The 13,620-nt window shown below is 44.4% G+C and carries 13 protein-coding genes; 9 read left to right on the top strand and 4 right to left on the bottom strand.

Annotated features, from left to right (window positions below):
• Window positions 1–145 precede the first annotated feature (145 nt).
• Complete coding sequence (locus EML15_RS00260) at window positions 146–490, top strand: hypothetical protein (RefSeq protein WP_144273416.1); 345 nt, start codon at window positions 146–148, stop codon at window positions 488–490.
• Between the two features lie 32 nt (window positions 491–522).
• Window positions 523–1,212 carry a YceI family protein gene (locus EML15_RS00255; protein WP_144272866.1) on the top strand — a complete coding sequence of 230 codons (690 nt, stop codon included), beginning with the start codon at window positions 523–525 and terminating at the stop codon, window positions 1,210–1,212.
• 150 nt (window positions 1,213–1,362) lie between these two features.
• Here EML15_RS00255 and EML15_RS00250 read toward each other — a convergent pair whose 3' ends face one another.
• On the bottom strand, window positions 1,363–2,700 hold the full coding sequence (locus EML15_RS00250) for a class I SAM-dependent methyltransferase (protein WP_144272865.1): 1,338 nt from the start codon (window positions 2,698–2,700) through the stop codon (window positions 1,363–1,365).
• A 253-nt stretch (window positions 2,701–2,953) separates the two neighbouring features.
• Between EML15_RS00250 and EML15_RS00245 the strand changes: the two genes are divergently transcribed.
• Both EML15_RS00245 and EML15_RS00240 read left to right on the top strand, forming a co-directional pair.
• Window positions 2,954–4,300, top strand: a complete 1,347-nt coding sequence (locus EML15_RS00245; protein WP_144272864.1) for an NAD(P)/FAD-dependent oxidoreductase — start codon at window positions 2,954–2,956, stop codon at window positions 4,298–4,300.
• Between the two features lie 156 nt (window positions 4,301–4,456).
• Window positions 4,457–5,536 carry a magnesium and cobalt transport protein CorA gene (locus EML15_RS00240; protein ID WP_255455977.1) on the top strand — a complete coding sequence of 360 codons (1,080 nt, stop codon included), beginning with the start codon at window positions 4,457–4,459 and terminating at the stop codon, window positions 5,534–5,536.
• Between the two features lie 87 nt (window positions 5,537–5,623).
• Here EML15_RS00240 and EML15_RS00235 read toward each other — a convergent pair whose 3' ends face one another.
• The gene (locus EML15_RS00235; protein WP_144272863.1) at window positions 5,624–5,938 is read right to left on the bottom strand and encodes a GlsB/YeaQ/YmgE family stress response membrane protein; all 315 of its coding nucleotides are present in this window, start codon (window positions 5,936–5,938) and stop codon (window positions 5,624–5,626) included.
• A gap of 76 nt (window positions 5,939–6,014) precedes the next feature.
• Window positions 6,015–6,479 carry a PaaI family thioesterase gene (locus tag EML15_RS00230; protein ID WP_246858042.1) on the bottom strand — a complete coding sequence of 155 codons (465 nt, stop codon included), beginning with the start codon at window positions 6,477–6,479 and terminating at the stop codon, window positions 6,015–6,017.
• 168 nt (window positions 6,480–6,647) lie between these two features.
• On the opposite strand from EML15_RS00230, the gene gndA reads away from it, so the two are divergent.
• The 5 genes from gndA (at window position 6,648) to EML15_RS00205 (ending at window position 12,922) form a co-directional block, all read left to right on the top strand.
• A complete protein-coding gene (gndA, locus tag EML15_RS00225) occupies window positions 6,648–8,105 on the top strand; it encodes an NADP-dependent phosphogluconate dehydrogenase (protein ID WP_144272862.1) in 1,458 nt (485 codons plus the stop codon).
• 19 nt (window positions 8,106–8,124) lie between these two features.
• A complete protein-coding gene (locus tag EML15_RS00220) occupies window positions 8,125–9,489 on the top strand; it encodes a DEAD/DEAH box helicase (RefSeq protein WP_144272861.1) in 1,365 nt (454 codons plus the stop codon).
• 79 nt (window positions 9,490–9,568) lie between these two features.
• Window positions 9,569–10,990 carry a hemolysin family protein gene (locus tag EML15_RS00215; protein WP_144272860.1) on the top strand — a complete coding sequence of 474 codons (1,422 nt, stop codon included), beginning with the start codon at window positions 9,569–9,571 and terminating at the stop codon, window positions 10,988–10,990.
• Complete coding sequence (locus EML15_RS00210; protein WP_144272859.1) at window positions 10,990–12,045, top strand: hemolysin family protein; 1,056 nt, start codon at window positions 10,990–10,992, stop codon at window positions 12,043–12,045. Before EML15_RS00215 ends, EML15_RS00210 begins: the two co-directional genes overlap by 1 nt.
• Window position 12,046: 1 nt before the next feature.
• Complete coding sequence (locus EML15_RS00205) at window positions 12,047–12,922, top strand: 3-methyladenine DNA glycosylase (RefSeq protein WP_144273413.1); 876 nt, start codon at window positions 12,047–12,049, stop codon at window positions 12,920–12,922.
• Window positions 12,923–12,973: 51 nt separating this feature from the next.
• On the opposite strand, the gene EML15_RS00200 is transcribed toward EML15_RS00205, so the two are convergent.
• Window positions 12,974–13,522 (bottom strand): MerR family transcriptional regulator, encoded by a 549-nt coding sequence (locus tag EML15_RS00200; protein WP_144272858.1) that lies wholly within the window; start codon window positions 13,520–13,522, stop codon window positions 12,974–12,976.
• Window positions 13,523–13,620 lie beyond the last annotated feature (98 nt).

Genomic DNA, 13,620 nt, shown 5'->3' with positions numbered 1-13,620 from the left:
GCATGAAACCTCTAAAAGATTCCTTAATATCGGATATTGATATTATTCTTGTTTTATTATTTTCTTATTCTATTGCTTTTCGACGTTATCTTTTAGATTATGATTCTTCCTAATTGCTTCCTTATGCGACTAGACTTATCTAGTGATGGTCACAAAGTCTTATAACAGTGCTGAGCGTTTGCCTACCTGCAAATGGTGTGGAAAAGAAATGCCAAGTAGTGGACGTGGGCGCCCACGAGTGTATTGCAAATCCTCATGTAAGCAGCGAGCTTATGAGCAACGCAATGCTGTGACGGTCACACCAATTTCGGATCAGGCTGTTGTATTATCGCCAGAGAAGGTAGAAAATCTACGTGATCTGCTTTTTCAGATTCGCTGTGCTGCTGAAGATATCGCAACTGCTTATCGCGAAGATGCGAGTCAGCAGGAAATTCAGCAATTGTGTGATGAACTGGTGGAGTTATCCCTTTCAGCTGAGTCCATACGATAGAGCATAAAGAACGGATATAGACGGATAAAATCATGGATAAAAAACGCAAAATCATTATATTCTCTACTGTTGCTGCAGTTATTCTGCTGTCAACTTTTGCTTTAGTAACTGTTCTTTATCCGTTATTCAATGGTCCAGGAATTAAGACAGAAGAGTTAGACGCCTCAAAAGCGCAGCCGGCAAGCACTGATGTTGATGGACATTGGCAGATCGCATATGGTTCTGCGCCTAATATCAGTTCAGTTGGTTTTACCTTTCATGAGATACTTCCTGCGGAAAAGCGGATAACCTCTGGTTCGACGCAGAGCATACGCGGAAATATTTATGTTGAAAACAAAACTTTAACATCTGGGCGTATTGAAGTTAATATGGACGATATCAGTTCCGATCAGGAAAAACGTGATATCAATGTTCGGAGTAAAATTTTCGAGACAGATAAATATCCCACGGCAACATTTGATGTAGCAGAAAAAGTTGATCTCAGCACAATTGGTGATCATGCGGAAGTCGCAGAGATTGACGTTCCAGGCGATCTCAGCATTCATGGAAAGACTCACAGGGTCGTACCAACGTTTAAGGTTGTGCGTAGCGGGAAGCAGATTATTTTATCGACTACGATTCCAATTAATCGCTTAGATTATGATGTACAAACTCCTGAATTTGTTGCAGCGAAGATTGATGAAAATGGCGAAATCAATGTGCGATTAACTTTAGAGAAGTAATACGTCAATTACTTGCACACACAGCCAGCCGCTTAATTGCGTCACAGTGACATAATTAAGCGGCTACTCCACATCGGATGCCCACCCTAAATGTCCGATAATATACATTATGTCAACTTAGATTCTCGGCGCGCCCCCTACCATAACGCGTTATACGTTTCGTCGCCGACTTGGACGCACTGCAACTAGCTGCACCACATCAAGAAGTCCAGAATGTATCAACGCTTCTTTCATTGACAGGTAATACACCCACATACGTCTATATACGGCATCAAAACCATCTGCCGCCGCCTGACGTTCCTGCGACTGAAACATTTGACGCTGTAGCGCCAACCCATGTGCATAATGATTAGCGATATGTGTCTGGGAAATGACGCGCAAATTGCTGTGTGTATCAAACAGCTTACGCAAGGAATCAAGATCGCTAAACTCTTGAGCCGACCACAAATAAGCCTTACCTAAAGATAATGCAGCCTCAGCTTTTGTACGGCTTTTTTCTCGTGAAACAATAGTTTGAGAAACAAAAATACCAGAGTGGTTTAGCAACCGATCAATTTTGCGAATATATTCACGCTTCGTGCGTTGATCCATGTGCTCTAGCTTCTCTACACAGCTGATTACATCATAGTCCACAGACCATTCTCGTGGATCTACTAGAGGCGAATCGCTGAGCTCAATGTGAACATTATCGCTTACTTTTGCCGCATGTATTACAGAGCGAATATCTTGGACAAAGTCAGCATCTGAACTAATCGCATCCACAATAGCTTTGCGACGCGCAGCCATAATTGCTAAAGAGCCACCTGAACTCGGAAAATCCAATATATGACTGCCCTGGCGAACATGCGCCGCATCCAAGAGCATGGCTATATTATGCAGCTGAGCACCTGAAAGATCTTGTTTCTCTACATAAGTAGGATCAGTCAGTGTTGTGTCATCGATATAACGCTGTGCAGGCTGTCGAACCTTCGTTACCTGTGTGGTTTTTGCAGTTGCTGCGTAGTTTTTCACTGCAATGCGCTCTGTAGTAGGCACTCCTGAAGAAAAAACTGTACCCGAGGCACTCATACCGTCGCCAGAAAATAGACGAATGAGCTGTGGTGGCAATTCCATACCGGTATATGAATCACTGATGTCAGCAGCAAGACGACGAGGAATTCTTGGATTGTAACCGGCTCGAATAAGTTTTTCCAATACCACAGCTAAGTTATCTGATTCCCACTCGCCTGCCATATACCCTTCTGCCAACCCAAGCCAACCGCCAGCAGCAATACGGGCAAAAAGTGAATCCTCCACGATGGTCAAATCTGCATCGTCGCCAGATAATATGAGCTCAGCTTTTGCAGCTGCAGCTGCGAATTTTGCTTCTGCAGCACGTGCTCTCCAAGCAGTCCAGGTGCCATCTGGAACTTGTGCAATACGCGGCCATGTCTGAGCGTCAATGGAAAATTGTGCACGCGAATAAGTATGTTGCGCTGTATTATCCATAGAGCATTCTCCCAGAGATGATTTTTCCGGTATATACCGTGTCATTCCTGCCTTACTTTATCTATGTAAGGCGGATAAAAAAGCGTTACGCGCCGATAACACATCCTTAATGAAGTTTATAAGCAAAAATGCTGGTTTTATTAGTCTTTATTAGCCGTAGAGATGAAAAAACTGAGCAAAAATTGTAACATGGTGTCGATCACTAAAATAACTATCATGCAATAGTGTTTATAGGTACACAAGGAGACTTTTTATGTCTGAGACTGCGTTTCGTCCAGAAAGCGGACGTCACCATGTAGTTGTCATTGGTTCTGGATTCGGTGGTCTATCTGCCGTCAAAAACCTTAAAGATGCAGATGTCGATATCACACTTATTGACCGCACAAACCATCATCTATTCCAGCCACTACTCTACCAAGTAGCAACTGGTGTTCTTTCCTCAGGCGAAATCGCTCCTGCTACTCGCCAAATCCTTGCCGGACAAGACAATGTTAATGTTGTCAAAGCAGAAGTCACAGATATTGATACAGCAAGCAAAACAGTAACTGCGACCCTAGAGCAGCACAACAAAGTTTTTGCTTATGATTCCCTCATTATTGCTGCTGGTGCTGGTCAGTCTTACTTTGGTAATGATCACTTTGCGCAATATGCGCCAGGCATGAAAAGCATTGATGACGCACTAGAGATTCGTTCCCGCATTATTGATGCTTTTGAGCGTGCAGAACTAACTGAAGACCCAGTTGAGCGTGAGAAGCTACTCACTTTCGTGATTGTCGGCGCAGGTCCAACCGGTGTTGAGCTTGCTGGACAGGTCGCTGAACTAGCGCATCGTACTCTAGCTGGAGCTTACTCTCGTTTCAACCCAGCAAATGCAAAAATCATTCTTCTCGACGGTGCGCCACAGGTATTGCCTCCTTTCGGAAAGAATCTTGGGCGAAAAGCACAGCGTCAATTAGAAAAAATTGGTGTTTCAGTAAAACTCAACGCAATTGTGACTGATGTAAACGAGACATCTGTAACTTATAAGTCCACAGCTGATGACTCTACCCACACAATCGAAGCATTCTGCAAAATTTGGTCTGCTGGTGTTGCGGCATCACCACTGGGCAAACTTGTTGCTGATCAACTCGGTGTCGAAGCAGACCGCGCAGGTCGTGTATCTGTTAATCCAGATCTCAGCGTTGGTGCTGAGAAAAATGTGTTCATCATTGGCGATATGATGTCGCTCAACCGTCTGCCAGGTGTTGCACAAGTTGCAATCCAAGGCGGTGCATATGTAGCAGAACAAATCGCTGCTGAAGCTGCAGGGCGTTCCGCTGAGGAACGTGAGCCTTTCGACTATTACGATAAAGGTTCTATGGCGATTATTTCACGTTTCTACGCAGTAGTGAAGATGGATAAGACCGAACTCACTGGGTTTGGTGCATGGCTAATGTGGCTTGCTGTCCATGTCGCTTTCCTTGTTGGTTTCCGCAACCGCGCTGGAGCAGTATTCACGTGGTTACTTAACGCAGTTGCCCGTAAGCGCTGGAATATGGATACTACTCGCCAGCAGCTACATTCTCGTCTAGCACTCGATAAGAAAGCCGACGAGAAATAACACACAACATTATGTTGCTATGGGGTACTTATATCTAGTACCCCTCTTTTTCACTCTATTCATAAAGATGTTCTTTAATATATTAGGATTCTATCGACGCAACTAAGGCAGGTGTTTATTGTGGTAGAAAATAAAAACAATGGTCAACGCGGACCTATTTCTAAACTACGCCCTGCTAAACCCGCACATACTACACAATCAAAAATACGTGTCCCCGTTGAAAGGGTCATCGATCACTGCTGGATGTATCTCAACGGCATACGTCAAAGTGGTAGCTGCCATCATGCTTCTGCTCTCGAAAACCTGCGTTCGCGCATGACTGAAGAAGATCAAGGTTTTATTTGGTTAAGTCTCAGTGGTCCGTCGGAAGAGCAAATGCACAAAATTGCAACCGAGTTTGGGGTTCATCCTCTTATCGTAGAGGATGTCGTTGGTGCATATCAGCGCCCAAAGGTAGAGCGCTATGATGATCAATTGTTCATGGTTATTCGTTCGGTGCAGTATTCCGACTTTGGCCATCACCCACGAACCGTTCAGTCAGCTCGCCAAGTTATCGAAACTGGTGAAATGCAGATCGTCGTCGGGGATAATTTTGTGATCACCATCAGGCATAATACTTCCCTACCTGACATTGACGACCGGATCAATGACACAACGACATTAGCAAAGCATGGTCCAATGTCTATTGCCTGGGCAATAGCGGATGTGCTTGTGGATGACTACGTATTCATTAGTACAGAATTAGCTGACGACGTCGACTATCTAGAAGAAGAAGTCTTTACCCCTGGAGCGCGTATCAATGTAGACCAGATATATTTGCTCAAACGTGAGGTACTAGAGATGCGTCATGCCATTGATCCTCTCGACCCTGCCCTAAAGATGATGATTGCGGGTAATAAGGACATTCTCAACAAACAGATGCGCTCTTATTTTCGTGATGTCCTTGATCATGAAATCAGAGTTAAAGATGATATTGCCAGCCATGACGAACGACTCATGACACTGATCAAAGCGGCAGAAACCAAGGTAAGTATCCAGCAAAATGCAGATATGCGTGCCATTTCTGCATATGTTGGCATGGCAGCAGTACCTACCCTAATAGCCGGAATCTATGGCATGAATTTTGATAATATGCCTGAGTTGCATTACCGGTATGGCTATTATGTTGTGCTTTTTATTATTGTCACGGTTGTATGCATAATGTGGTGGTGGTTCCACAAACAAAAATGGCTATAAGCATTAGTAATTTGTAATGTCTAGCAAAGTGCAGCCATAAGAAAAGCCTGGGAGATATCAATCACCCAGGCTTTAATATCCTTCATATTATTTCTTGCCAGAAATTAACTTGAAGATCCAGAGGAACAAGCAAGACCCGACCAAGCAGGTCAAGAAGCTAAAGAACTTACCGCCACCAGCAACATCAAAACCAATCAGCGATAGCACCCAACCGCCAAGGAAACCACCGATAATACCAACGAGGATATTGAGTCCGAGTCCCATTTGACCATCGGTTCCCATGATCTTTGAGCCGATCCAACCAGCAAGACCACCGATAACAAGCCAACCAATAAAACTTAATGCAGGCGCACTAGCTGCAAGATATGTAACACTTTCCTGTGCTTGAGATAATAAAGTCATACTTACAATCATGCCTACACTTATTGAAAACTTCAATAAACTTTTGACAACATTTCCTTATAGGAAGGATAACGATCTATTGCGGAACGAGCAATGTGCGTAACGTCGAACGCGCAACCAATTTCTCCTGATTAAACATCTCGATGGAAATCAGCTGCGTCTTGCGCCCTGCTTTAATAACACGCGCCTGTGCTTCAATAACTCCATCAGCAACTGAGGAAAGGAAATCGGTGCTGTTGTTCACGCCTAAAACCACAACGCCTTTAGAAGCAATAAGTCCCATAACAGAACCAACAGTTTCTGCAATAGCGCAATAAACACCGCCATTAACCACACCTGTCACCTGTAGGTGATTCTCCTTAACCGGTAACTGAGCGCATACTTTTTCAGAATTAGCATGCGTGAACAGTAACCCTAAATGGTTAGTAAATCCCCCACTATATTGTTGCACTATAGATAGGTCTTCCTGGCTCAAACCTTCACTAGGTATAGTGCTTAAAAGTTCAAGAATATCTACCGTTTTTTTAGAAATAGACATCATATCCCCTTTGAGAAAAGCGATTAGTAGTTATGTACCTATGAACGTTTCATAAGTCTTTTCTTTAATCTAGTTGAGAATATGTTGCTGCCGCTTAAAAATCAGATAAAAAGTCGACAGCAATAAATCCCATATAGCAACTCCTCCAGTGGCAAGGTAGAATGCAATGCTATGACTGTAAATAAAGAGTTGGCTCATATTGGTGTTATTGGTCTTGCGGTAATGGGCTCAAATTTGGCCAGAAACTTTGCGCGTAATGGGCACAAAGTAGCTGTTTTTAACCGTTCGTATAACAAAACACAAGCGCTCATTGATAATTACGGTAATGAAGGATCTTTTATTCCTGCACAGACCATCGAAGAATTTGTTGCTTCACTAGAACGACCACGCCGAGCAATTATTATGGTGCAGGCTGGTGCGGCGACAGATGCGGTCATCAACCAACTCGCTGACCTAATGGAAGAAGGAGACATCATCATTGATGGTGGTAATGCCCTTTACACGGATACCATCCGACGCGAAAAAGAGATATCTCAGCGTGGTCTTAACTTTGTTGGAGCAGGTATCTCAGGTGGTGAAGAAGGAGCCTTGAATGGTCCTTCTATTATGCCTGGTGGACCAGCAGAATCTTGGGAGGCATTAGGATCCCTTTTCGAGTCAATCGCCGCTAAAGTTGATTCAGTTCCCTGTGTAACCCATATCGGTCCAGATGGAGCTGGTCACTTCGTCAAAATGGTGCATAACGGCATTGAGTACGCAGATATGCAGGTAATCGGAGAAGCATATCAGCTTTTGCACTATGGAGCAGGACTGAGCCCTCAAGAAATCTCTGATATTTTCAAGACATGGAACCAAGGTGATTTAGATTCTTATCTCATCGAAATTACCTCAGAAGTATTGGCGCAAGTAGATCAAGAAACTGGAAAACCACTGGTGGACATAGTAGTCGACGCAGCTGGCCAGAAAGGTACCGGGCGTTGGACAGTAAAAGCAGCTCTTGACCTTGGTACACCAGTCACAGGTATTAGTGAAGCTGTATTTGCTCGTGCATTGTCAAGTGCTAGTGCACAGCGTCAAGCAGCTAATAATCAATTACCTGGTGGCAGCCTCACGACCATTGAATCTTTGGGCATTGATCGGGAAAGCTTTATTGAAGATGTGCGTCGAGCGCTTTATGCCTCAAAACTTGTTGCCTATGCACAAGGTTTTGACGAAATTAAGGCTGGCTCAGATGAACACGACTGGGATATTGATCCGCGAGGATTAGCAACTATCTGGCGAGGCGGATGCATTATCCGTGCACAATTCCTTAACCGCATTGTAGAAGCCTATGATAATGATCCACAGGTAGCATCTTTGCTTTTAGACCCTTACTTCCGATCAGAGCTAGCTCAGCTCATTGATTCCTGGCGTAGAGTTGTGGTTGTTGCTACTCAAATAGGACAACCAATCCCTGTGTTCTCTTCTAGCTTGTCGTATTATGACAGCCTACGTGCAGATCGCCTACCAGCTGCGTTGATCCAATGTCAGCGTGATTACTTCGGCGCACACACATACAAGCGCGTTGATAAACCAGGCTCATTCCATACACTTTGGTCCGGCGACCGATCTGAAGTCCAAACAGACTAAGGTTATTAAAAACTTCGGTATGAGTGTCAACACCACCTCTGACTTTGCAGAAATGGGGCTATCCACTCCACTTCTGCAGCAACTTAAAAAACAAGGTATTACTGCTGCTTTTCCCATTCAAGCAGCGGTTATTCCAGATATTTTATCCAAAAGAGATGTATTAGGGCGTGCTCCTACTGGCTCTGGAAAAACCTTAGCTTTTGGGTTGCCGTTATTAGAGAACATTGCCAAAGGTGGTATATCGCAAACGCATCATCCTCGTGGTTTAGTCTTAGCACCAACCCGTGAACTGGCTACCCAAATCTATGAAACACTTGCTGACTATGCGGCAGTGCTGGGACTGCGAATTTTGCATGTTGTTGGCGGTGTAGCAATCAAAAATCATATCCGCTCCCTGGCAGCTCCAGTCGATGTTCTCATCGCAACTCCTGGACGTGTACTCGACTTGATGAAGCAGAAAGAACTTTTTTTGGATCAAGTTCAGGTTAGCGTATTAGATGAAGCCGACCAGATGGCAGATTTAGGGTTTTTCCCACAGGTACAAAAAATTCTGTCCCTCACTGAGCCCACCACCCAGCGCCTACTTTTCTCTGCAACTCTTGACTCAGACGTCGATAAGCTGGTAGCACAGTTTATGGTTGATCCCGTCATTCATTCAGTAGTCGATGCTGCGGCGAATACCACGCACACCTTACCGCGCAAGGATTATTGCTTTTTCGTAGAAAATATCAGTACACGCGACGCTGTACTTGCCCATATTGCAGCACGCCGCGGCAGAACAATAGTATTTGCGGGTACAAAAATCGCAGTGGATCGGTACACGCTGCAATTGAGGGAAAAAGGAATACATGCAGCTGCCCTGCATGGTGGCAAAGGACAGCGCATGCGCGAGTATATCCTCGAAGAATTCAGCAGCGGAAGGATATCAGTCTTAGTAGCTACTGATGTCGCTGCGCGTGGCATCGATATTTCTGCAATAGATCTAGTTGTTCATGCAGACATTCCAGCTGATCACAAAGCATATATACATCGTTCAGGTAGAACAGCTCGGGCGGGGGCAAGTGGAACTGTTATCACTCTTGCCTTAACGCAGCAGCATAATCGATTCATGCAGCTTTTTCGACAAGCACAGTGCAACCCTGAAGAGCATACTGTCGACGAGCATTCTAGCGTGCTACGACATATAGCAGGTGCTCGTGCTCCTAGCGGAAAAGCACTAGCCCCACTAGCACTTCCAGAAAATGACTCAGGAAAAAAGAATGGGCGCCCAATTTCTGGCAATGGATATGATAAAAATCCAAGAAATGTTTATGGACGCAGTTCATATAAAAAATCATCCAAAAAGAAAAACCGCTATAGTTCTACTAAGAAGCATGGAAAATAATTGTTATGTCTATGCCGCCTGTCATTGAGAAAACAGAAAGAGAAGGTATTGCAACTGACGTCGCGTAGTTGCTTCTAATATGGACATTGTTATCAGTATTATCTCGCTTGTCGGTTTTATTTTGCTCACCGCAAGTACCGGTTTATTTGTTGCCGTCGAATTCGCTCTAACGGGTTTGGAGCGTTCCACCATTGATGACGATATAGCTCAACGCAACGATAAATCTGCTCAAAAAGTCAAGAATGCTTTTCATAATCTCTCTTTTGTACTTTCAGGCGCACAACTTGGTATCACTATCACTACCCTAGCCACCGGCTATCTAGCTGAGCCAATTCTAGCTAGTTACTTTGGTCCTTTGCTCGAGCTACTTCATATTCCGCAAAGCGCAACTACATCTATTGCTTTAGTCTTAGCTCTTATCGTTGCTACTACCCTATCCATGGTTTTTGGTGAGTTAGTCCCAAAAAACATCGCTATCACCAACCCCATGGACACTGCTCGTATTGTTATTGGACCAGTTAATTTCTTTAATGCCTGTTTCAGTGGTTTCATCAAATTGCTTAATAGTACAGCTAACCGAGTCGTCCGAAAGATGGGGATTGAACCATCTGAGGAGCTCGCCAGTGCACGTTCCACACAAGAATTAACTGCATTAGTACGGAATTCAGCTAAAACAGGCGGTCTAGAAAAAACTACTGCACTTATGCTTGACCGATCCTTGAAATTTGGTAATAGCACCGCTGAAGAACTCATGACTCCGCGGTCTACTGTGGAATCGCTTGCTGCTGAAAGCACTGTCACAGATCTTATTACCCGTACCATCGAAACAGGACATTCACGTTTTCCTATTATCCGCGGTGATCTTGATGACACTGTTGGAGTTGTTCATTATAAGGACGCTTTTTCTGTACCCAAAGAGGATCGAGATAAAACACAGCTCAAAGAATTAGCGCGCCCCATTCCTGTTGTACCAGCATCCTTAGACGGTGATTCGGTACTCGATACAGTACGTTCCACTGGTTCCCAAATCATCTTAGTTGCAGATGAATATGGTGGCACTGCTGGATTGATTACCATCGAAGATGTAGTCGAAGAGATACTCGGTGAAGTCTATGACGAACACGATGATGCCGAAGCAGAACGCGACTTTCACAAGTTTGGCAGTAGCTGGTCTGTTTCTGGGCTTGTCCGACTAGATGAACTAGAAGAAAAAATTGATTATAGCGCCCCTCAAGGTCCTTATGAAACTCTTGGCGGTCTGGTTATGGCACAGCTAGGACGCATACCTGCTACTGGTGATGAACTATTACTGCCACATAATGATACTTCTTTCTTGCCAGATTCCGAACTAAGTAATAGTCAATGGTTAGCAAAAGTCGCTGCCATGGAAGATAGACGCGTCGATACAGTTATTCTCTCACCTGTTTCTGATGCAGAGGCTCATGCCGTTTTACAGAACATCACTGCGTCGGCGGCAAAGAAATCACGGGAGAATACATAGTGTCTGTTATAACCACCACGTTGTTAATCATCGTTCTACTGCTAGCTAATGCCTTTTTTGTTGCTTCCGAATTTGCATTAATCTCCTCACGCAGGGATCGCATCGAAAACCTTATCGCTCAAGGAAATAGGCGTGCACAGCGAGTTCTTTATGCGATAGAAAATTTGTCAGTGCTATTGGCAGCATGCCAACTAGGTATCACCATTGCTTCATTGATTCTTGGTAAAGTTGCTGAACCAGCTATCGCTCATTACATTGAAAAACCTTTTCAGGCTCTTGGCTTGGCCGATCATTTACTTCATCCGTTTTCCTTTGTTATTGCGCTAGCAATCATTACCTTTTTGCACATATTACTTGGCGAGATGGTTCCCAAGAATATAGCACTAGCTGGACCAGAGATTCTTGCGCTTTGGCTAACCCCGCCTTTGCTTGCGTTCATGCAAATTTCTCGTCCTATTGTGGAATTGTTGAACTGGATTGCACGTATTACGTTGCGGATGTTCAATATAGAGCAAAAAGATGAATTGGACGCCACAGTAAATCAAACGCAATTGGCAAGTATGATTGCAGAATCTCGTAGTGAGGGATTATTGGATGCGGAAGAAACCATCCGACTTCGTAAGGCCTTAACTTCAGAATCTCGTTCTGTCACCGAAGTAATGATTCCGCTTGATAAAGTGCGTACCCTTGATTTTACTGGTAGAGGATCTCGGTTGAGTGACGTCGAAACGGCTGTCGCAGAAACAGGTTTCTCCCGCTTTCCGGTAAAAGCAAAGGATGGATCTTACATGGGGTATATCCATGTAAAGGATGTGCTAGATCGTCTTGAGGATACGCAACCAGATCAATTAGTCCACCGCTCAGAAATCAGACCACTGTCGATAGTTGATGCTTCTGGATCACTTGAAGAGGCATTGCATCTCATGCATCGTAAATCAGCGCATATGGCTCAAGTGCGGGATCGTGGAGAGTTACTTGGTGTCATTACTCTCGAAGATCTTATCGAGGAATATGTAGGTACCTTTTCCGACTGGACTCATGGACAACACACGTAGCATGATGGATTTCACTGTATTGTCTGAGCAACAATGGCAAGAAAGCATGGAGCAGCATCACAGACGTGCTGATTCTTTTACAAAAGATCACCTTGCGAGACGACGTGCTGGTAAGCACCACCCTGTATATGATTTCTTGTTTGAGTATTATCCTGTTCGCATTGCGCATTTACATAAGTGGCATCCAGGATTTGGCGTTGCTCTATCTGGTTTGCCACCACATAAGGATTGGAAATTCTATCACGTCAGCAAAGAAGTCACCAGCATAGATAGCCAGAGCTTATGGGCACAGCGCCACAAAACTATCAAGTATATTCGAGAGCTATTAGCAAAAACGAATACTAATCCAGCTCATTTCGACTGTTTCGGGTTGCATGAGTGGGCAATGGTCTATCAAGCAAACTCCACCAGGCATGAGCTTCCACTTCGCCTTGGTGCTGCAGGTACAAATGAGGTTGTAGAAAATAATACTCTGCGCTGCACGCATTTTGATGCTTTTCGATTTTTTACACCACCTGCTCGCCCGTTGAATTTCACCATATTGACCAGAGAAAATCAGCCACAGCAAGACCAATGTGGTTGTTTGCACGCCAATATGGATATCTACAAGTGGGCAACAAAATTACAACCACTGATACCAGGTTCATTGTGGCTTGATGCTTTTTCTTTAGCATGGGATGCCCGTGTACTTGATATGGAAGCCAGTCCTTATGATTGTCGAGATTATGGTCTAGGAGTGGTGGCCATAGAAACTGCCGAAGGAAAGGCACACTATGTGCGTCGACAGCGTGAACTGGCGGTACGGGCAAATCAACTGCGCGAGAGAATTATAAAAATAATCGATGATTTTTGTCTCAGTATCTCTACAAACAAATAATCATCGATGGTAATTAAAGTTTTGACCAGGCAAGAAAAAAGAAAAACTTAATCAGGAGCTCTTGCGCTGACGACGAAGTGCAAGTTCGTCATCAAATCCAATCACGGAGTGATTCTCTGCAGCATAATCATCAATGCGTTCTGCTGGGAAGGATGAGATAGTACCGGTGAGTTCTTTGACAATTCCAGGTACGGCAATTCCAAATACGCCCTGACCGCCGCCAAGCAAATCAAAAACGTCTTCGGGAGAGCGGCATTCGTAAACGGTATGCCCATCAGAGACTAAAGTAATCTGTGCTAGATCATTGACCCCTAGCTCGTGAAGTTTTTCTACCGCTAGTCGTATATTTTGCAGAGAAATGCCAGTGTCCAATAAGCGCTTAACGATTTTGAGAACCAAGATGTCCTTGAATGAGTACAGGCGCTGTGAACCTGAACCACGAGCAGTGCGAATACTTGGTTTCACTAAGTTTGTCCGTGCCCAGTAGTCAAGCTGGCGATAAGTAATGCCAGCAACTTGGCACGCAATTGGTACCCTGTACCCTACTTCTTCATCTGGCCCTAGATCAAAAAGTGAGTATTGTGATGATTGATCTGTCATAGCTTTTCTCCTGCATGCTCTGCTCGCAATTATACGGGCAATAGTATCTTTGTGCTTTCTCAGCCTAGAGTATTTTCCACCTTCCCTTTGGCGACACA

The sequence above is a fragment of the Corynebacterium sp. sy017 genome (assembly GCF_017918135.1).
Lineage (GTDB): Bacteria > Actinomycetota > Actinomycetes > Mycobacteriales > Mycobacteriaceae > Corynebacterium.
This window is presented reverse-complemented; position numbering and strand designations above follow the sequence as displayed.